The 17,986-nt window shown below is 66.1% G+C and carries 20 protein-coding genes; 17 read left to right on the top strand and 3 right to left on the bottom strand.

What is annotated here, in order from left to right; all coding sequences use genetic code 11:
* Positions 1-15 precede the first annotated feature (15 nt).
* Positions 16-747, bottom strand: a complete 732-nt coding sequence (locus tag VFL28_06000; protein ID HET7264204.1) for an alpha/beta fold hydrolase — start codon at positions 745-747, stop codon at positions 16-18.
* A 180-nt stretch (positions 748-927) separates the two neighbouring features.
* Here VFL28_06000 and VFL28_05995 point away from each other — a divergent pair, with 180 nt between their 5' ends.
* The 15 genes from VFL28_05995 (at position 928) to VFL28_05925 (ending at position 12,979) form a co-directional block, all read left to right on the top strand.
* Positions 928-1,698 carry a glucosamine-6-phosphate deaminase gene (locus VFL28_05995; GenBank protein HET7264203.1) on the top strand — a complete coding sequence of 257 codons (771 nt, stop codon included), beginning with the start codon at positions 928-930 and terminating at the stop codon, positions 1,696-1,698.
* Between the two features lie 26 nt (positions 1,699-1,724).
* Positions 1,725-2,303 carry an urea carboxylase-associated family protein gene (locus VFL28_05990; protein HET7264202.1) on the top strand — a complete coding sequence of 193 codons (579 nt, stop codon included), beginning with the start codon at positions 1,725-1,727 and terminating at the stop codon, positions 2,301-2,303.
* A 19-nt stretch (positions 2,304-2,322) separates the two neighbouring features.
* Complete coding sequence (locus tag VFL28_05985) at positions 2,323-3,495, top strand: Xaa-Pro peptidase family protein (protein HET7264201.1); 1,173 nt, start codon at positions 2,323-2,325, stop codon at positions 3,493-3,495.
* Positions 3,496-3,523: 28 nt separating this feature from the next.
* Positions 3,524-4,810: a D-amino acid dehydrogenase gene (locus VFL28_05980; GenBank protein ID HET7264200.1), complete on the top strand. Its 1,287-nt coding sequence runs from the start codon at positions 3,524-3,526 to the stop codon at positions 4,808-4,810.
* 63 nt (positions 4,811-4,873) lie between these two features.
* Complete coding sequence (locus VFL28_05975; GenBank protein ID HET7264199.1) at positions 4,874-6,412, top strand: ABC transporter substrate-binding protein; 1,539 nt, start codon at positions 4,874-4,876, stop codon at positions 6,410-6,412.
* Positions 6,413-6,482: 70 nt separating this feature from the next.
* Complete coding sequence (locus VFL28_05970) at positions 6,483-7,421, top strand: ABC transporter permease (protein ID HET7264198.1); 939 nt, start codon at positions 6,483-6,485, stop codon at positions 7,419-7,421.
* Positions 7,418-8,278: an ABC transporter permease gene (locus VFL28_05965; protein HET7264197.1), complete on the top strand. Its 861-nt coding sequence runs from the start codon at positions 7,418-7,420 to the stop codon at positions 8,276-8,278. Before VFL28_05970 ends, VFL28_05965 begins: the two co-directional genes overlap by 4 nt.
* Positions 8,271-9,275, top strand: a complete 1,005-nt coding sequence (locus VFL28_05960) for an ABC transporter ATP-binding protein (GenBank protein ID HET7264196.1) — start codon at positions 8,271-8,273, stop codon at positions 9,273-9,275. Before VFL28_05965 ends, VFL28_05960 begins: the two co-directional genes overlap by 8 nt.
* Positions 9,276-10,277: an oligopeptide/dipeptide ABC transporter ATP-binding protein gene (locus tag VFL28_05955; GenBank protein ID HET7264195.1), complete on the top strand. Its 1,002-nt coding sequence runs from the start codon at positions 9,276-9,278 to the stop codon at positions 10,275-10,277.
* A gap of 10 nt (positions 10,278-10,287) precedes the next feature.
* Positions 10,288-10,656: a hypothetical protein gene (locus VFL28_05950; GenBank protein ID HET7264194.1), complete on the top strand. Its 369-nt coding sequence runs from the start codon at positions 10,288-10,290 to the stop codon at positions 10,654-10,656.
* A gap of 198 nt (positions 10,657-10,854) precedes the next feature.
* Positions 10,855-11,073: a hypothetical protein gene (locus VFL28_05945; protein ID HET7264193.1), complete on the top strand. Its 219-nt coding sequence runs from the start codon at positions 10,855-10,857 to the stop codon at positions 11,071-11,073.
* A 161-nt stretch (positions 11,074-11,234) separates the two neighbouring features.
* Positions 11,235-11,633 carry a hypothetical protein gene (locus tag VFL28_05940; GenBank protein ID HET7264192.1) on the top strand — a complete coding sequence of 133 codons (399 nt, stop codon included), beginning with the start codon at positions 11,235-11,237 and terminating at the stop codon, positions 11,631-11,633.
* A 346-nt stretch (positions 11,634-11,979) separates the two neighbouring features.
* Positions 11,980-12,294 carry a hypothetical protein gene (locus VFL28_05935; protein HET7264191.1) on the top strand — a complete coding sequence of 105 codons (315 nt, stop codon included), beginning with the start codon at positions 11,980-11,982 and terminating at the stop codon, positions 12,292-12,294.
* A 133-nt stretch (positions 12,295-12,427) separates the two neighbouring features.
* The gene (locus VFL28_05930; GenBank protein ID HET7264190.1) at positions 12,428-12,715 is read left to right on the top strand and encodes a sulfurtransferase TusA family protein; all 288 of its coding nucleotides are present in this window, start codon (positions 12,428-12,430) and stop codon (positions 12,713-12,715) included.
* 21 nt (positions 12,716-12,736) lie between these two features.
* A complete protein-coding gene (locus VFL28_05925) occupies positions 12,737-12,979 on the top strand; it encodes a hypothetical protein (protein HET7264189.1) in 243 nt (80 codons plus the stop codon).
* A 260-nt stretch (positions 12,980-13,239) separates the two neighbouring features.
* Here the strand turns inward: VFL28_05925 and VFL28_05920 are convergent, their stop codons facing one another.
* On the bottom strand, positions 13,240-13,596 hold the full coding sequence (locus tag VFL28_05920; protein ID HET7264188.1) for a hypothetical protein: 357 nt from the start codon (positions 13,594-13,596) through the stop codon (positions 13,240-13,242).
* Between the two features lie 230 nt (positions 13,597-13,826).
* On the opposite strand from VFL28_05920, the gene VFL28_05915 reads away from it, so the two are divergent.
* Positions 13,827-15,224, top strand: a complete 1,398-nt coding sequence (locus tag VFL28_05915) for an FAD-dependent oxidoreductase (GenBank protein ID HET7264187.1) — start codon at positions 13,827-13,829, stop codon at positions 15,222-15,224.
* Between the two features lie 332 nt (positions 15,225-15,556).
* Positions 15,557-16,345: a hypothetical protein gene (locus VFL28_05910; protein ID HET7264186.1), complete on the top strand. Its 789-nt coding sequence runs from the start codon at positions 15,557-15,559 to the stop codon at positions 16,343-16,345.
* 1,230 nt (positions 16,346-17,575) lie between these two features.
* Here VFL28_05910 and VFL28_05905 read toward each other — a convergent pair.
* Positions 17,576-17,890 carry a hypothetical protein gene (locus VFL28_05905; GenBank protein ID HET7264185.1) on the bottom strand — a complete coding sequence of 105 codons (315 nt, stop codon included), beginning with the start codon at positions 17,888-17,890 and terminating at the stop codon, positions 17,576-17,578.
* Positions 17,891-17,986 lie beyond the last annotated feature (96 nt).

Below are 17,986 nucleotides of genomic sequence, written 5' to 3'. Positions count from 1 at the left end.
AGTCTTGGCCTCCCGTCAGGATTGCAGCCAGCCGAGCAGCGCCTGGTTGACGCGCCCGGGCTGCTCCAGCGTAGTCAAATGACCGGCCTCCGGGATCGTCACGAGCCGGGAGCCCGGTATCCCCTCGGCGATCTCGACCGCGCGGTCAGGCGGCGTCGACTCATCTCCGTCGCCGACGAGCACCAGGGTCGGACAGCGAATCGCGCCGAGGCCGGGGCGTGAGTCGGGACGCGACATGATCGCCGTCTGCTGCCGGATGAAAGCGTCGGGACCGGTGTCCTCCGCCATCCGGCGCACGATCCGGCGGAGGCCGTCGTCGGCGCGGTGATCCCGGTGGACCCACGAGAGGAACAGCGGCTCCAGCACTTCGGCGAAGCGCCCGTCCCGGGCCAGCGCCATCAGGCCGCGGCGGCGTTCGCTCTGCTCCGGCGTGTCCGCGCGGGCCGCCGTGTCGAGGAGCGCCAGCCGCACGACGCGGTCCGGCTCCTGCCGCATCACCTCGAACGCCGTGTAGCCGCCCATGGACAGGCCCACGAGCGCGAACCGCGGGGGCGCGGCGGCGAGGAGCCGGCGCGCGATGCCGGCAACACTGTCGTCGCGCGCATGGTCGGCGACGGTCACCTGGCCGAAGCGCCAGAGCGCCGTCAGCTGATCGGCGTACAGCCGCGGCGTACAGAGCAGGCCGGGGACGAGGACGATCGGCAGCCAGTCCGGGCCGCGGACGGGGCCGGCGCAAGCTGGGCTCATGCCTCCCTCTTGTTCCACCGACCGGCCAAAACCCTGTGGCGCGCCGTTCGGCGGAGGAACGAGTTCGACATCGCCGAAGCCGCAACGCGGCGGAGGAGGCGACTCTTGTGTCCGTGACATCGATGCGACCCTGAACGCCGCCGTGGATGTTCTCGAAGGACTCCGCGGCGCGACCGCGCCGTGACCGCCGTGCGCACCCTGCGCGTGGACCGGCTGGCTGTGGAAGTGCACGCGACGCGCGGCGAGATGGGACGGGCGGCCGCCGCCCGCGCCGCGGCCCGGCTGCGCGCCGCGCTCGACGAACGCGGCGGGGCGCGCGCCCTCTTCGCGTCCGCCCCGTCGCAGATCGAATTTCTGCGCGCGCTCTCCGAAACGCCGGGCATCGACTGGGGTCGGGTCACGGCGTTCCACGTCGACGAATACCTGGGCTTCCCGGCCCGGGCGCCGCAGGCGTTCGGGCAGTTTCTGCGCGAGCGGATCTTCGACCGCGTGCATCCCGGCGCCGTGCATTTCATCGACGGAAACGCCCCCGACCCGCCGGCGGAGGCCGCGCGCTACACCGGTCTGCTGCGAGCCGGCCCGATCGACCTCGCCTGCATCGGCGTCGGCGAGAACGGCCACATCGCGTTCAACGAGCCCGGCGACACCGACTTCGACGACCCCCGTCTCCTGCGCGTCGTGGCGCTGAACGACCGGTCGCGGCGGCAGCAGGTGACCGACGGCTGCTTCGAAACGCCGGACGCGGTCCCGGCGCAGGCGCTCACCCTGACCGTGCCGGCGATCATGCGGGCCGCGGCGATCGCCTGCGTCGTGCCGGGGCCGTCCAAACGCGCGGCCGTCAGAGAGATGCTGCGCGGCCCGATCTCGCCGGGGTGCCCGGCGTCGGTGCTGCGCCGCCACCCGGACGCCGTGCTGTACGCGGACGTGGAGGCCGCCGCCGGGGTGTCGTGACGGAGCGGCGCGCGGAGAGCCGGCAGGTGGTTCCGCCGCGCGGCGGCGCGGCGTTCTTCGTGCGGCGCGGCGGGCGGTTCCGCATCACCGACCTCGAAGGCCGGCAGGTCAGCGACCTCGTCGTCTTCTCGAAAGACGATCCGACCGAGCGCCTGTCCCAGGGCAACACCCGGAAGCTCAACAACACGTGGCTGCTCACGACCGGCCACCGGCTCTACAGCACCAAGTGCCGCCCGCTGCTCACGATCGTGGCCGACACCGTCGGGCGCCACGACCTGCAGTCATCCGCCTGCAGCCCCTACGACTATCCGATCCGCTTCGGCGTCACGGATCACCCCAGCTGTCTGGCCATTCTCTCGGACGTCCTCGAGCCGCACGGCGTCCCGGAATACTTGATTCCGGATCCCTTCAACGTATTCATGAACACGGAAATCTCGGCGGACGGGCGCATCGAGGTGCGCGCGCCGTTGTCGAAGCCGGGCGACTACATCGAGTTCGAAGCGGACGTGGACTGCCTCGTCGCGATGACCGCCTGCCCGCAGGACCAGAACGCCTGCAACGGGTACCGCATCACGCCGCTGCAGCTGGAGATCGTCGACCGGTAAGTCGCCGAAGGAGGCCACAGTGGACCGAGGCGCGGCAGGCGCGGAACCGTTCGAGCGGGCCGAGTTCGAGCGGCGGCTCGAGCGGGCGCGGGCACTCATGATCCGGCACCGGTTCGACGCGCTGTTGTGCACCGCGCCGGCCAACATCCGGTACTTCACGGGCTTCGACACGCGGTTCTGGGAGAGTCCCACGCGTCCATGGTTCGTCGTGGTCCCGCTCGTGGAGGACCTAATCGCCGTCGTTCCCGAGGTCGGCGCGTCCGTAATGGCGCGCACGTGGGCGCGGGACATTCGTACGTGGCCCGCGCCCCGTCCGGACGACGACGGCACGACGCTCCTCGCCGCGGCGCTCGCCGGGCTCACACGGCGGTTCGGCCGGGCCGGCGCCGAACTCGGCCGTGAGATGTCCCTGCGGATGCCGGTGACGCAGTTCCTGGATCTGCGCGAGCGTGTCCCGGTGGAACTCGCCGACGGGTCGCCGTGCCTCTGGGAGAGCCGCATGGTCAAGACGGAGGCGGAGGTCGAGCGGATCCGGCGCATCTGCGGGATGGCCGGCGAGGCCTACGCGGCGCTGCCGGCCGCCGGCCGCGCGGGCGACTCGGAGCGCGACGCCTGCCGGCGCCTGCGCGCGGATCTCGTCGGGCGCGGCGCGGACGCGATCCCGTACATCGCGGGCGTGTCCGGCCCGGGCGGCGTCCCGGAGATCATCGGCGCCCCGACCGATCGGCGCCTGCGGAACGGCGACGTGCTGTTCATCGATATCGGCGCGACGTGCGACGGGTACTTCTGCGACTTCGATCGCAACTACGCCGTCGGGAAGATTTCGGCGCGCGCCGTGAAGGCGCACGAAACGGTGTGGGACGCGACCGAGGCCGGCATTCGGGCCGCGCGGCCCGGGGCGACGGCGGAGGACGTGTGGCGCAGCATGGCCGCCGTGCTGTCCGCGGGCGGATCGATCGGAAACAACGTCGGCCGGCTGGGGCACGGCCTCGGCCTCCAGTTGACCGAGCCGCCCTCCAACATGCCGGGCGACCGGACGGTGCTGCACCCCGGCATGGTCCTGACGATCGAGCCGGGGATGGAATACGCGCCCGGGAAAATGATCGTCCACGAGGAAGACGTCGTCATCACGCCCGGTGGATGCGAACTCCTGACCCCGCGCGCGCCCAAGGAGATGTGGACGATCCGATAGCGTGGCGGGCGCGAAGATCGGAGGGCCCATGAAGGTGCTCGTCCTCGGCGGCGGCGTCATCGGCGTCACGACCGCCTACTACCTGGCGCGCGACGGCTGCGAGGTAACGCTGCTCGAGCAGGCGGACGGAGTCGGCCGCGAAGCCAGCGGCAGCAATGCCGGCATACTCGCCGCGGGACACGCGTTCGCGTGGGCCTCGCCGCGGGCGCCGCTGATGCTGTTCAGGTCGCTCCTCGGCCGGCAGACCGCGATCCGGCTGCGGCTGCGGCCGGACCCGCGCCTTTACGCGTGGGGACTGCGGTTTCTCCGCGAGTGCACGGCCGACCGCGCGCGCCGGAACACCCTCGTCAAGCTGCGCCTCTCCCAGTACAGCCTCGCGGTGATGGCGGATCTCGTGCGCGGCGAGAACATCGCCTACCACGCGAGCACGCGCGGCGCGCTGTATCTCTACCGCGATCCGGCGGAGCTGGAGCTCGGCGTGAAGAAGATGCGGCTGCTCGCCGAGCACGGACAGCGCCAGGAGATCCTCGATCCGGACGGCGTCGCGAAGCTCGATCCGGTCTTCGAGCCGGTCAAACACAAGATCGCGGGCGGCGTGCTCGACCTCGGCGACTTCAGCGGGGACTCGCGGCTGTTTACGGAAGAACTGGCCCGGATCTGCCGCGAGAAGTACGGCGCCGCCGTGCGGACCGGCGTCCGGATACGCGCGCTCCGCGCGGAGGGCGGCCGCGTGACCGCGGCCGTGACCGACCGCGGCGAATTGACCGCGGACCGCTACGTGCTCGCGCTCGGCGTGCAGAGCCCGATCGTCGCGCGCACGATTGGAGTGAGCATCCCGGTGTATCCGGCCAAGGGATACTCGTCGACGTTTCCGCTGCGGCCCGGGGCGACGGCGCCGACGGTCCCGTGCGTCGACGAGCGGTGGCTGGTCGCGTGGTCGCGCATGGGCGACCGGCTGCGCCTCACCTCGACGGCCGAGTTCACGGGGTACGACTGGAACTGGACCCCGCAGAACTTCGCGGACATCCGTCAGCTCGCGGGGGACCTCTTCCCCGACGCGGTAGACTTCAGCCGCGGCGAGTACAAAGCGTGCCTTCGCCCGATGACGCCGGCCGGCCCGCCGATCCTGGGTGCGGGCCGCCACGACAACCTGTTCTTCAACACCGGGCACGGACACATGGGGTGGACGATGGCGTGCGGCTCGGGACGCGTCGTGGCGGACCTCGTCCTCGAGCGCACGCCCGAGATCGACCTCGAAGGACTCGCGCTTCGGCCGCCGATCGCAGCAGGACTTGCCGTAGAGCACCCTAAGTAGGGGGGAACCGTTAGAGGCCGGCGGCCGCGCCCCGCGGCCGCCCACGAGAGGGGGCCCGGCAAGATGCGGATTCGCGAAACGGTGTCCCGCGCGGTCAGCTGCTTCGCCGTGATGGCACTGGCAGTTCCGATAGCCGTGATCGCGCCGCGTCCGTCCGCCGGCGCCGGCGCCGTCACGCTCACGATGGCGCGGAACGCGGACATGCTGACGTGGGACCCGTACCACACGGGGGATGACCCCTCGATCTTCACTCAGATGGCGGTCTACGACCGCCTCGTGAAGCTGGCCCCTTCGAACAAGGACGTCGAGCCCGAATTGGCGACGTCCTGGAAGATGTCGCCGGACGGGCTGACCGCCACGTTCACGCTGCGGCCGGGCGTGAAGTTTTCGGACGGATCGCCGCTGACGGCGGACGACGTCGTGCTTTCCCTGACGCGGGCGATCGACCAGAAGGGAGACTGGGGCTTCCTCTTCTCTCCCGTGAAATCCGTGAGCAAAGTCGACGACAAGACGGTCGCCGTGCACATGTCGGAGCCGTTCGCGCCGCTCCTCGCGGCGCTCTCGACGTTCGCCGCGAACATCTACCCCAAGGCGCAGTTCGACAAGTACGGCCCCGATATGGGCCAGCACCCGATCGGAACCGGCGCGTACATGCTCGACAGCTGGCAGAAAGGGTCGCAGCTCACGCTCGTGAGGAACCAGAACTACTGGCAGTCCGGGAAGCCCAAGGTCGACCGGATCATCATGCGGGTCGTCGGCGACGACAACACGCGGGTCTTGCAGCTGCAGTCGGGCCAGGTCGATCTCATCGACTTCGTGCCGCCTAACCAAGTGCAGCAGGTCCGCGGCGCGGGTCTCAAAGTCTACGCCGTGAACGGGACGGCGGTGCTGCGGTACACGCTGAATGAAACCATCAAGCCGTTCGACGAAGTCAACTTCCGCGCCGCGCTCGGGCACGCGATCGACCGTGCGGCCGTCGCGAAGAACGTGTTCTTCGGCCTGGCCACCGTGGCCAGGTCGCTGCTGCCCGAGACGACGCTGTACTACGATCCGAACGCCGGCCCGATGACGTTCGACCTGGCCAAGGCGAAGGCATTTCTCGCCAAGTCGTCCGTGCCCAACGGCGCCACCATCACGGTTCAGCTGCCCGCGGGCAACCAGACGTACCTCGACGCCGCCACCATCTGGGCCAGCGGCCTCAAGCAGATCGGCGTCACCTTGAAGATCGACCGGCTCGAGACGACGACGCTGATCCAAATGCGGAACGCCGAACACTATACCATCTACAACGCGGCCTGGACGAACGACACGCCGGATCCCGACGAGCTGATGGGCGTCGCCATGGACTTCAAGTCGCAGCACGCCGCGCACACGTTCTACAACAACCCGGAGGCGCAGCGGCTCGTCGCCATGGCCCGCCGGGAACTGGACCCCAAGAAGCGACAGGCGCTCTACACTCAGCTGCAGCGGATCGAGAGCCGCGACGCGCCGCAGATTTACGTTGTGGACGTACCGCGCCTCTACGCCAGCTCGCCGAGTGTGATCGGGTTCCAGCCCAATTCCCAGGGCAAGTACTCGTTCGAGAACGTGAGCAAGCGGTGAGCCGCGCCGCGCCCGGCCGGGAGGCCGACGTGTAGCCGCGGGCCGGGGGCCCGGGGACCGCGATCGCAGGATGATTCGCTACATCGCGGGTCGGCTGCTGCTGATCCTGCCCGTGCTGTTCGGCGTCAGCATCGTCGCGTTCATGCTGATCCGCCTGATCCCCGGCAACCCCGCGGTGGCGATCCTGGGGGAGCGCGCGACCCCGGAGCTGGTCGCGCGCGTCGAGAACCAGCTCGGGCTCAACCTCCCGTTCTGGCGTCAGTACCTGCATTTCCTCGGCAACGCGTGGCACGGGGACTTTGGCCTGTCGTTTTTCTACGGCCAGAACGCCTCCACGCTGACGTTTGAACGGATCCCGATCACGCTGACGCTGATCGGCTACGCCGCCCTGCTCGGGTTGATCATCGCCGTCCCGTTCGCCACGCTCGCGGCCGTGCGGCGGGAGACCCCGGTCGATCACGTCATCCGGCTCGCGTTCACGGCGACGATTGGAATCCCGTCGTTCTGGCTCGGCATCGTGCTGGCGCTGCTCCTCAGCGTGAAGGTGCGGCTGTTCGCCCTCGGCGGGGCCGGGGCGGGCGGGTTCGACACGCTGTGGCACCTGACGCTGCCCGCGCTGACGATCGCGCTGCACATCTCGCCCATCCTCGTCCGGGCGCTCAGGAGCAGCCTGATCGGAGTGATGGATTCCGACTACGTGACGACCGGACTCGCGATGGGCCTGCGTCCGGTCACGCTCCTGGTCAGCTACCTGTTGCGCAACGCGCTGACGCCGTTCATCTCCGTGCTGGGCCTGAACATCGGCTGGCTGATCGGCGGCACGATCATCATCGAGCAGGTCTTCGGCATTCCGGGCGTGGGATCGCTCCTGATCACGTCGATCTTGACCCGAGACTACTCGATCGTCCAGTTTGTGACGCTGGTGCTCGCGTTCCTGGTCGTCCTCGTAAACCTGCTGACCGACCTCGCGTACGCCGCCCTCGACCCGCGGGTGTCGTTCCAGCGATGAACGCCGTCTCCGCGGCCGCGCCGGCCGCTCCCCCGCGGCGCCGGTGGCGCGCGCCGGGCAGCTGGTCGCTCCGCATCGGGCTGGTCGGGATCTCCGCGATCGGCGCGCTGGCGTGGCTTGCGCCGCTCATCGCCCCGTACGATCCGACGGCGCTCGGACTCTCGGCGGCCCTCACGCCCCCGAACACGGCGCACTGGTTCGGCACGGACCAGCTCGGCCGCGACATCCTAACGCGGGTGCTCTACGCCGGGCGGATCGACCTGCAGATCGGGACGATCGGCGTGATCATTCCGCTCATCATGGGCGTCGTGATCGGGTTGTTCGCCGGCTACTATGCGGGCTGGCCCGACGCGGTCCTCGGACGGGTGATCGATGTCGTCACCGCCTTCCCGTTCCTCGTGCTCGTCCTCGCGATCGTGGCCATGCTGGGCCCCGGGCTGCGCAATTTCTACATCGCGATCTCGCTGGTCAGCTGGGTCGCCTACGCGCGCATCGTGCGCGGGGAATCGCTCGGCACTCGAGGACGCGGCTACATCCTCGCCGCGAAAAGCCTCGGCTACAGCGACCTGCGCATCATGTTCCGCCACCTGCTGCCCAACGTCATCGTCCCGGCGCTCGTCTTTGGGATGAGCGACTTCGTGCTCGACATCCTCGCGGGCGCGTCGCTCGGGTTCTTCGGCCTGGGCGTGCAGCCGCCGACGCCCGAGTGGGGCGTGATGATCGCCGAGGGACGGAACTTCATCATCACCGCGCCGTGGGTCGTCATCTTCCCCGGCGTGGCGATCATCGTCACGAGCTTTTTCGTCAGCCTCGTCGGCGACAGCGTCTCCGACATCGTACGCCGCGTCCGTGCCTAAAGACGCGCTTCGCGTCGAGGATCTCACGGTCGCCTTTGGGGATGGGGGCCGCCCGGTCGTGCGGGGCGTGTCGTTCGAAATCGGGCCCGGCGAGGCGTTCGGCCTGGTCGGGGAGAGTGGATCGGGCAAGAGTCTCACCTGTCGCGCGATCCTAAGGTTGCTGCCGCGCGGTGCGGCGGCGGGCGGCCGGGTCGTCTACGGGGGCCGCCCGCTCCTCGACCTCGACGACGCGACGATGCAGGCGCTGCGCGGGTCGACGATCGCGATGATCTTCCAGGACCCGATGACCGCGCTCAACCCGGTGTTGCGCGTCGGAGATGCGATCGCCCAAGTGATCTCATCGCACGAAGGCGCGGGGACGCGCGCGGCCCGCACCCGCGCGCTCGAGATGATGGAGCGGGTCGGAATCCGCGACGCGGCCCGACGCGCGGCCGCCTATCCTCACGAGTTCAGCGGCGGCATGCGCCAGCGCATCCACATCGCCATGGCCCTCGCGGCGCGCCCCACCCTGCTGCTCGCCGACGAGCCTACGACCGCGCTCGACGTGGTGGTGCAGGCCGAGATCCTGCGCCTGCTCGACGGCCTCCGCCGCGAGCAGGGGATGAGCCTCCTGTTGGTCTCCCACGACTTCCGCGTCGTCGCGGGCCTGTGCGACCGGATCGGGGTAATGTACGCCGGCGAACTCGTCGAAGTCGGCTCCACGCGTACCGTCCTCCGGCGGCCGGGGCATCCCTATACCGTCGGCCTGATGAACAGCCTGCCCGAGGCGGTGGCCGGCGAGCGGTTGCGGGCGATTCCCGGAGCTCCGCCCGACCCCAATCATCTGCCGAGAGGCTGTGCCTTTGCCCCGCGCTGCGCGCTCGCGATCGACGCCTGTCGCGCCGCACCGATCGCGCTGACGGAGACATCGGCCGGGCACGCGTCGCGCTGCATCCGGACCGACGACGTCGACAAACTCCACGACGGTCTCGCGGCGGCAAGGAGTCCGGGCTCCTAGATGCTGCTCGCCGCCGAGGGCCTGACGAAAACCTACGCGCACCGGCGCGGCTGGGCCGCCCCGGGCGGCCGCGACAACCGCGATGGACGCGACGCGGTGCGTCCAGCCCTCACGGACGCATCGCTCTCCCTGGACCGAGGCGAGTCGATCGGGATCGTCGGCGAGAGCGGGTCCGGGAAATCGACGTTCGCCCGCTGCGTCGCGCTGCTGGAGCGGCCGGATGCCGGCCGGGTGTTGCTCGAGGGAGTCGACCTCACGCGGTTGCGCGCGACTCCTCTTCGCCGGTCGCGACGGCGCATTCAGGTCGTCTTTCAGGATCCATACTCGTCCCTCAACCCTCGGCTCACGGTCGGGTCGGCGCTGAGCGAGGTGCTGCTGGTTCACCGTCTGGTTTCACGCGAAGGGGTCGTGCGGCGGGTGGCCACGCTACTGGATCAGGTGGGCATGCCGGCCCGCGCCGCGGATCGGTATCCGTCCGATTTCTCAGGCGGCCAGCGCCAGCGGATCTGCATCGCGCGCGCGCTGGCGGCCGAACCCCAGGTATTGATTGCGGACGAACCGGTCAGCGCGCTGGACGTGTCGATCCAGGCCCAGATCCTCAACCTGCTCGCGGATCTGCGCGCGCAGCTCGCGCTGAGCATGATCTTCATCAGCCACGACCTCTACGTCGTACGGTATATTGCGCCGAAGATCGCGGTGATGTTCGGCGGGCGGATCGTCGAGGTGCTGCCGCCCGGTGTGCCGCTCGAGCAGGCCCGGCACCCCTATACGCAAGCGCTCCTGGAGTCGAGATCCCGGCTGGAGCCGGGATGGCTGTCGCAGGGCCGCGAGCGCGACGCCGATCTCGCCACCTCGCTTCCCGCCAAGGGCTGCCCCTTTCGGGAGCGCTGCCCGCATGCGTTCGGCCCGTGCCGGGACATCGATCCGCCGGCCCGCGACATCGAAGACGGCCACAGCGTCGCTTGTCACTACGTGACCGGCGCCGCTGCGGAAGCGTCATAAGGAGCCACGCATGGACGATCCACGCGAAGACGCCCGGCCGCGCGACGACGGTGGCGAGGAGGTGTCGTGGCGGCTCATCCAGCCGGGGGTTGCCGTGCTGGCGGCGGATGGAACGCCGGTGGGACGTGTCACCCACGTACTCGGTGATCCTGCGCTCGACATCTTCGACGGCGTGGGCTTCCGCCACCACCTGTGGACCGCGAACCGAATGGCGCGGGCGTCGATGGTCGCCCGCATCACAGAGAAGGCGATCACCTTGCGCATCTCGGCGCCGGAAGCCGAGCACCTGCCGGCCTACCAGGACGAGCACGTGTATCGGGTCGGGGAAACGGGATTCTTCCGGCATCGCCCGGCCTGGCGCGACGCCAACCTCCGATAAATTGGGCCGCACGAACTCCTGAGGGTTCGGTACTACAACCAAAGTTTGCGGGCAGTTTCACCGCAAAGAGATGGCACCTCGCGCCGGAGTTCAAAGGGGCTGACACCCGGCGTTCGGTGTCCCCACTCTTTCACTCGGCACGGCCGTGGTCTACGTATTAAGGCACAACCACGACGAACGCGTTACGGAGGGCCTTCGATGCCGAAGTCGGCGATTCACAACATGATCCCGAGCGTCACACAGATCCGCAGCCGGATCCGACGACTGAATGCCGCTTACATGGACGCGGAGGACAAGAGGGAAACCGCCGCCGTCCTGCAGGCGCACGTGGGCGAACTGGCTGTGGCGCATTCGCTGCTGCCGCAGGAATTGCGTCGCAAGAGCTGGGTCCTTTCGATCGAGCGCTACGTCGCGTGACCGGTACGGTGAACAGGCCGCGGCGCTCTGCCAGCATGACTCGAACACTCCTCGTGATCATCGGAGGAGGCCTGGCCCTCACCGCGCATCTCATCTTGTTCCGTCATGCCAAGCGCAGCCTCGGGTTCTAGCGAGACTCGCTGCCACAAAGAGAGCCGCGAATGGTTCGCGCGAGTTCAATAGCAGGCGGCGTCGTGATCGTCGTGATCATCCTGGCCGCCGCCTGGTTGGCCCCGGTCAAGGAACCCGCGGCGTTTCCCAGAGGCCAGACCGTCGAGGCGGAGGGGATACTGGTGTCCGTGGACTCGGACACCGGGGCGGTCACGATCGCCGGGAAGGCGGGCACGCAGGAATTCTACGTGACGCCGGACACCGTTATTGAACTCGGCAGGACCCAACAGATCGAGTTCCACGACCTCGTAAAATTCATCGGTACCGCGAGCGTCATCCAGTCCGCGGACACCGGCCTCCGGCAAGAAGCGAACCGGGTAACCCTGCTTGTCATGCCCTTCCGGGGAACCCTCCCTGCCGACAAGCGCAATCAGGTGCGGTCGCCGTAATCGCAGGTTGCAGCTCTTCGCTTCCCCCGGCCGGGGCTCGCCTGGAGGATTCGCGTGTCGCGCGTGCAATGGCTCGTCGGTCGCCCTTGGATTCCTTTCCTAAGACGAACATGCGCTCCATCAGGGGGGGTACCGCGTGTTCTGTGCTCAATGCGGGAAGCGAATGCCGGCCGGTGCCAAGTTTTGCCCTGCCTGCGGCGCACCTGTCGCGGACGTGGGCGCCACGCCCCCAGCGCCGAACGAGTCCGTCGCCGCTCAGCCCCTCACGCGCCCGGCGACGGCGAGCCCGACACCAGCGGATGCGCAGAACCGGTCGGCGGCTCTTACCAAGGTCGCGAATTACCTCGTGGGACCGCTGATCATGTTCGGCTTTGCCGCCCTCGTTGAACTCTCTCAAGTCTCAAAGGGCAACCCATACGGCTTCGTGGGGTTTTTGTTCAATGTCGGGCTCGCGGTCGTCCTCTACGCCGCGGGGTTTCAGGGGCTAAGGCAAGGCAAGGTGGAGCAGGCAAAAATCGTGAGCGGTGTCCTGCTTGCTATCGCGGCCTTGTCGGCTGTGCTGGCCTTCAACGGGGGCGACGCGCTGGGGTTCGGGATTGATCTGGGTGTCGCGGCCGGCTTGTGCATCTTTTTGTTCCTCACGGCAGCCTCGAAACTATGACGTGACGACTCGAGGCGTTGCCGTCGATTCACGGTATCCGCTCGTCGCAGCCGGCAGCGGCTCAGACCATTTCGCCCACCACACCCGTATCGCGAGCGCATGGACAGGAAGGGTTCAGGAACAACGGGAAGGAATGTCGGCCACGAAGTCCGCGGACAACGACTCCCGGCGCGGGGGGGATGCGATGAGCACTGAGAGGCCTACTCGACGCCTCGATCTTCGAGGCTCCGTCTGTCCCGGTCCGACCTACGATACCCGTATGACCCTCAATGAGATGGCGGCGGGGGAGATTCTTGAGGTGGTCACAGACTACTATCCTGCCAAGCAAACCATTCCAGCGTTGATGCAGGAGCTGGGGTACCCTTGCGAACTCAAAGACGTGGATCAGGCTGTCTTTCGGGTGATCATTCAAAAGGCCTAGAAATTTAAGGATGGGGAGGTCGTGATGGCCAAGATCCTATCCGTTACAACGCACGCGACCGACGACCCGACCAAGTGCACCCTGGCGTTCATCGTCGCGATCGGTGCCATGGGCGGCGGAAAAGAAGTCACGATCGCGCTCCTCGGGGAAGCGGTGTATGTCGCAAAAGCCGCGGTCGCCAAGACGATACACGGCGTAGGATTCCCGGCGCTCCCCGAACTGATTGACAAGGTGGTAAAAGGAAAAGTCCCGGTATACGTCTGAGGCGCGTGCTCAGTCGCCCGTGGGGTGACAGAAGACGATCTCAAGACACTGAACGCGTCGTTCATAGATCCCATCAAGTTTGCGACGATGGCTTCTGAGTCGAGCGTGGTCACCTTCTAGAGCCGACAAGCCCTTGCATTCAGACCGAAACGACGGTGGGCCGGAATTATCCGGCCCACCCACTATTCTCGCGCGGCCTCGGGACCCGCCCGCGCAATACGTGCAGCAGCGGACAGCCGGCGACCTCGCTGGAGGTCGGATCAGGTTCGCCTCGCGGACCAGATCCAGGCCGCCAAGATAATGTTAATGATCACGGGCACGACAACGTTTCTGACGGTGAACAGCCCTCCGATCCAGCCCCACAGCAGAAAGACGATGAAGAGGGCGAGCGCGATGACAATGGGCGTTGCCAAGCCTGCGTACTTTTCCGGATTACCGGCGATACCCCACAGCACGATCCCAAAGCCGAGGAATGAGGCCGACTGGACGAGGAGCACTCCCGCGTCTTTAACATCGTAACCGAAAATGGCCCGGACGAGTCCGGGTGACAGCGTGGAGAGGCCGATCAGCAAGACGTAGATGGCTGTGATCTGGAGCGGTGTCCGGAGTTTCTCCACTATTCAATCCCCCCTGCGAATCGAGTGGAGAGCCGCGCTATGGTTCCTCTTATCACGACGAGTTCGTCCCGATGCACGTCATGCCCGGGCTCCCGAGACGTGACCCCCTTTCATGCCCCACAACTTCTTTCCCTTTTCCTCATGCCAGGACTCGTCGAAGTGTTCCGCGAAACTTGCGCGCCACGGTTCATGGAGAATCCCACACTCGTCTGTTAAAGGGTGGTGGCGGGATGGCGCGGATACTTGTCCTCGGTGGCGGCGTCATCGGTCTTTCGACCGCAATGATGCTCGCCGAACAGGGCCACGATGTCATCGTTTTGGAACGCGACGATGATCCGCTTCCGAACTCACCGAACGAAGCGTGGCAAAGCTGGGAGCGCCGAGGGGTTGCCCAGTTCCGGCAACCGCATTTCCTCCAGGCCGCCGGACGCCACCTTCTCGATCGCCATTTGCCTGATGTCAAGCAAGAACTGTTGGACGCCGGCTGTATCATGTTCGATGTGAGCGCGCTTCTGCCGCCGTCGATACCCGATCGCGCCCGGCGGGATGGCGACGAGCGTTTCGTGACGGTTACCGGCCGTCGGGTCACGATTGAGTTCGCCGTTGCGCGTGCCGCAGAACGAGTGATATCAATCAGGCGCGGCGTCACCGTGGCGGAGTTGCTGAGGGGGCCTTCAGCGGCGAACGGTGTTCCCCACATCACCGGGGTTCGGACCACAAACGGAGAAACGATTGCTGCCGATCTGGTCATTGACGCGATGGGGCGGCGTTCGAAGCTCCCCGATTGGGTTGAAGCCATCGGCGGCCGGCGCCCGATTGACGAAGCGGAAGAATCTGGATTCCTCTACTACACTCGCTTTTTTCGTTCGGAGACCGGAGCGTTGCCGCAGTGCCGGTCGGGACTGCTGACCCATTTTCATTCGTTTTCGTTGCTCACGCTACCCGGCGATTCGCACACATGGTCGACGACAGTCTTTGTCTTCTCCGGCGACCCCGTCATGAAAACGCTGCGCGATGCGGACCGCTGGACGGCACTCGTCGCCGCCTGCCCGCTGCACGCCCACTGGCTGGACGGGGAGCCGATTAGCAGCGTACTTCCAATGGGCGGAGTCGCGGACCGGTACCGGCGATTTATCGTTGATGGCCGGCCGGTGGCGACCGGTATCGTAAGCGTGGGCGACTCTTGGGCATGCACCAATCCTGTCGGTGGCCGAGGGATCAGCATGGGCTTGATGCACGCGGCCGGCACGGTTGAGGTGGTCCAAGAACATCTGAGCGATCCGCTCGCACTCGCCCTGGCACACGACGATATGACCGAAGCGCGGGTGACGCCCTGGTACCGCAACACGGTGGAATTCGATCGAAAGCGAACTGCGCAAATCAGAATGGTGATCGAAGGTCGGACTGCCCCGCCGACGAACGATCCCGCTGATCTGCTGCCGTTCGCGATGATGCACGACGCTGAACTCTTCCGCGCCGGCGCTGAAATCTTTTCCTTGCTTGCCTTGCCACAGCACGTCCTGGCCCGCGCCGGCGTATCCGACCGGATCATGGACGTGGTCGCTGCCCATCCGGTCGCCGTGCCGTCCGGGCCGACTCGCGACGAGGTGCTTCGCATCATAGCGTAGCCGGAGTCACACCCGAAGATCAATGTCTTTCATGAACGAACCGCCTCAGTATTTGACAGACGGCGAGATAAACCGTAGTATTGTTGAAAACCTTCCCCTCTCTTACGTAGGCGGCTCTTCCAGCAACACAGCCGTCCCTGGCGGAGAAGGAGACGTGGCTCTAGTCCACGTCATCCACCACCGGAGCGGCATCATGGCGCAGAGCAGTAATGCTTCCTTCCGACCGTACTTCCGCATGTCGGTTGAAACGATCGCCGAAGCGACCGTGCTCCCCGTCAATCATCAACCGGACCGTAGCCAGTTGAACCCCCTAAGGGCGTAGGGGGGACTCCATGGGTCCCCACAGGCGGCTGACCCCCGTCCTGCTCGAAGTCCAACAGCGCACCGTCCAGATTCGCTCCGCAGCCCGCAAAGGCAAGACTCCGGCGGAAATCGCGGAGATTTGCGGCGCCCCGCTGAAAATGGTGGAGCAGATGCTCGCTCCCGTTGCCGATGCGCGGTTGTCAGACCCCGCCCACCTGCTCAACCACGTCAGCGTAGCGCCGGGGTTGCCCCCCACCGATATTCAGCTGTATTGGGTGGGATTCCTCAGCGCTGCGGGGCGGATCTGTGGGATTGGCGCGTCCTCCGCGCTCATCGTAACGCTCGGTCATCGGGTTCGAGAATACATGCAAACCTTCATGTCGGACCTCGCAACGCCGCAGGTTCGACACGAACTGTGCCGCAGCAACCTGGTTGGGTGGCAATTCTATGTTCGGGACCGATACCTCTGTGAGGTCCTCCTGCGCTGGGGCATTTCCTCGGAGGTCCATGGCGACGATCCCACGGTCTTAAACGATCTGCCGGTGGAATTCATCGCCCCCTTCCTCCGGGGATACCTTGACGGCAATTGGACTACACCCGGTGTCCCACGGTCACGGTCACATCGCCTCGTGCTCTATGGAACAGAGGCCGTCCTCGCGGGCATCAACGCGATGATCTACCGTGGTTGGCGGATCGCCCCCGGGGTGGTGACGTGCCGACCCCCTCGCGCTGAATTGCGCTTTAGTCAGCGGGACGAACGGGGGCTTCTTGATCATGTCCGGACCTACACCACACGCTCCCGGGAAGCGGGGCTCTGACGCTCGACAACCGCCAACCAAGACGAACCGCAGGGTTGATGCATCGTTAGCGGTTCATAAACGAGAGGAGTCATGCGATGCGCCGCCGAGACCAGCGCCAAACTGGTAGTGCCCGTAGTGCAAAGCCAACCAAGATGGAGTCCGTTTGGGCGACACGCGGACGGGTGCAGCCGGGGCCATTGCCCTGGGACTTGTCCATGCCGAATGTCAGAAAGCCGACCAACAGGGAACTTCGCCGGTCGTTTGGGGCGGGGCTGGGGACGCAGAAGCCTTCCTGACCGTTCGGTCCGGCACCACTGCGTTTTCTTGTTTGAATTGCAGATAGCGCCGGCCCGGAGTCCGGGCCGGCGTTTGCCGTCGAAGGCTCTGAGGCTTCATGTCTCGTTGCGTCGAATATGCGGCGAAAGGTCGGAACGATCGCCGCCATGTGCTTTGACGCTCACCAAGAAGGACCGTGATGCGCGGCGCACGGCATATGCTCAGGACACGTCACCCGCGCAATCGCACAACTCGCCTTCGCTTCGCTAATGAGCCGGCGGCCCGCGTAAAAACCCGCGGACGACACATGGCGCACACTCTAAGCGCCGGCCCAAGGACGGCTGAGGCACGCGGTGTTGAAAGGGAGTAGGCCATAAGCGTTCGCTGTCCTGAGGTCTAGAATGTTAGATAGACGGTTCTGGCAATGGGAGGCGTCCCGATGCGGCTATTTCTTACCGTGTTCATCGTCTCCAGCGTTCTTCTGTCAGCGTGGCATTCAGCAGCGAATGCGCAAGCGGCTGTGATTGTCATCTCACTCAATGTCGCGAACCTTCACCCATACACCGCAGACACCCAATACATGTCCATCGTCGGATACTATCGGACCCTCGTTCACAGGCAAACGGGAGTCTGGCTGACCTATGAGGCCGCTAACCGACTCATCGAGCAATTGAAACGGCATTAAGAGCAGCCGAAGATCCAGACTCACCGGACTATGCGCTATTGAGACCGCAACTGTCGTTGGATGCCATTGGACGCGGCTCAGTTTCACTCTCGGAAAATAGACGCCCGCCTCGCGGCCAAATCCGAGTAGATCTTCTCTTCGGCGGTGGCCAAGGGCCAGCAAAAGGTGCGCAAGCGAACGGCACCCGCCGCATCTGACCCATCGAAGGCCGGGCCGGCAACGTAGTAACTACTAGCCAGAGAGGGAGGGCACGACTGCGTACCCTCCCATCAGGAAAATTGTGGGGTCTAGAAAATCGGCTTTAACGCGTTCATATCCTTCATGCCCTCTTCCATCGTCATCGAGGGTACAATTCTGACGCTATTCCATTGCGCCAACCCGCTTTCCAAGACGAACTGATTAACAGATTCGGCCTTCGCTGATTCCACGACGACCACGCTAAGATGTTCGTGGCTTACAAATGGACCCGCGACTAAATTGACCCCTAGCCTCTTTGCTAATGCTGGGATTTCCGCCGCGCGGCTTTGCATCATTTCACGGGTCTTAGCATTTGACGTGGGGCAGATTTCAGGCCCATGGGTTGCCAGCAAGACATAGTGCATGAAACCAGCCTCCTTCCCGGTGGGATGTTTGCATGGGTGTATTCCAGCGTTGCCTCATATCGCCTGCCGAACAAGTGTCCACTTCGAAAGGCAAGA

The organism is bacterium (assembly GCA_035691305.1).
GTDB lineage: Bacteria > Sysuimicrobiota > Sysuimicrobiia > Sysuimicrobiales > Segetimicrobiaceae > DASSJF01.
This window is presented reverse-complemented; position numbering and strand designations above follow the sequence as displayed.

Excerpts from the sequence above, each read along its gene's own strand:
- VFL28_05980 (HET7264200.1), top strand. The coding sequence starts at position 3,524 with ATGAAGGTGCTCGTCCTCGGCGGCGGCGTCATCGGCGTCACGACCGCC.
- VFL28_05945 (HET7264193.1), top strand. The coding sequence starts at position 10,855 with ATGCCGAAGTCGGCGATTCACAACATGATCCCGAGCGTCACACAGATC.
- VFL28_05930 (HET7264190.1), top strand. The coding sequence starts at position 12,428 with ATGTCGGCCACGAAGTCCGCGGACAACGACTCCCGGCGCGGGGGGGAT.
- VFL28_05950 (HET7264194.1), top strand. The coding sequence starts at position 10,288 with ATGGACGATCCACGCGAAGACGCCCGGCCGCGCGACGACGGTGGCGAG.
- VFL28_06000 (HET7264204.1), bottom strand. The coding sequence starts at position 747 with ATGAGCCCAGCTTGCGCCGGCCCCGTCCGCGGCCCGGACTGGCTGCCG.
- VFL28_05955 (HET7264195.1), top strand. The coding sequence starts at position 9,276 with ATGCTGCTCGCCGCCGAGGGCCTGACGAAAACCTACGCGCACCGGCGC.
- VFL28_05915 (HET7264187.1), top strand. The coding sequence starts at position 13,827 with ATGGCGCGGATACTTGTCCTCGGTGGCGGCGTCATCGGTCTTTCGACC.
- VFL28_05970 (HET7264198.1), top strand. The coding sequence starts at position 6,483 with ATGATTCGCTACATCGCGGGTCGGCTGCTGCTGATCCTGCCCGTGCTG.
- VFL28_05910 (HET7264186.1), top strand. The coding sequence starts at position 15,557 with ATGGGTCCCCACAGGCGGCTGACCCCCGTCCTGCTCGAAGTCCAACAG.
- VFL28_05965 (HET7264197.1), top strand. The coding sequence starts at position 7,418 with ATGAACGCCGTCTCCGCGGCCGCGCCGGCCGCTCCCCCGCGGCGCCGG.
- VFL28_05975 (HET7264199.1), top strand. The coding sequence starts at position 4,874 with ATGCGGATTCGCGAAACGGTGTCCCGCGCGGTCAGCTGCTTCGCCGTG.
- VFL28_05940 (HET7264192.1), top strand. The coding sequence starts at position 11,235 with ATGGTTCGCGCGAGTTCAATAGCAGGCGGCGTCGTGATCGTCGTGATC.
- VFL28_05905 (HET7264185.1), bottom strand. The coding sequence starts at position 17,890 with ATGCACTATGTCTTGCTGGCAACCCATGGGCCTGAAATCTGCCCCACG.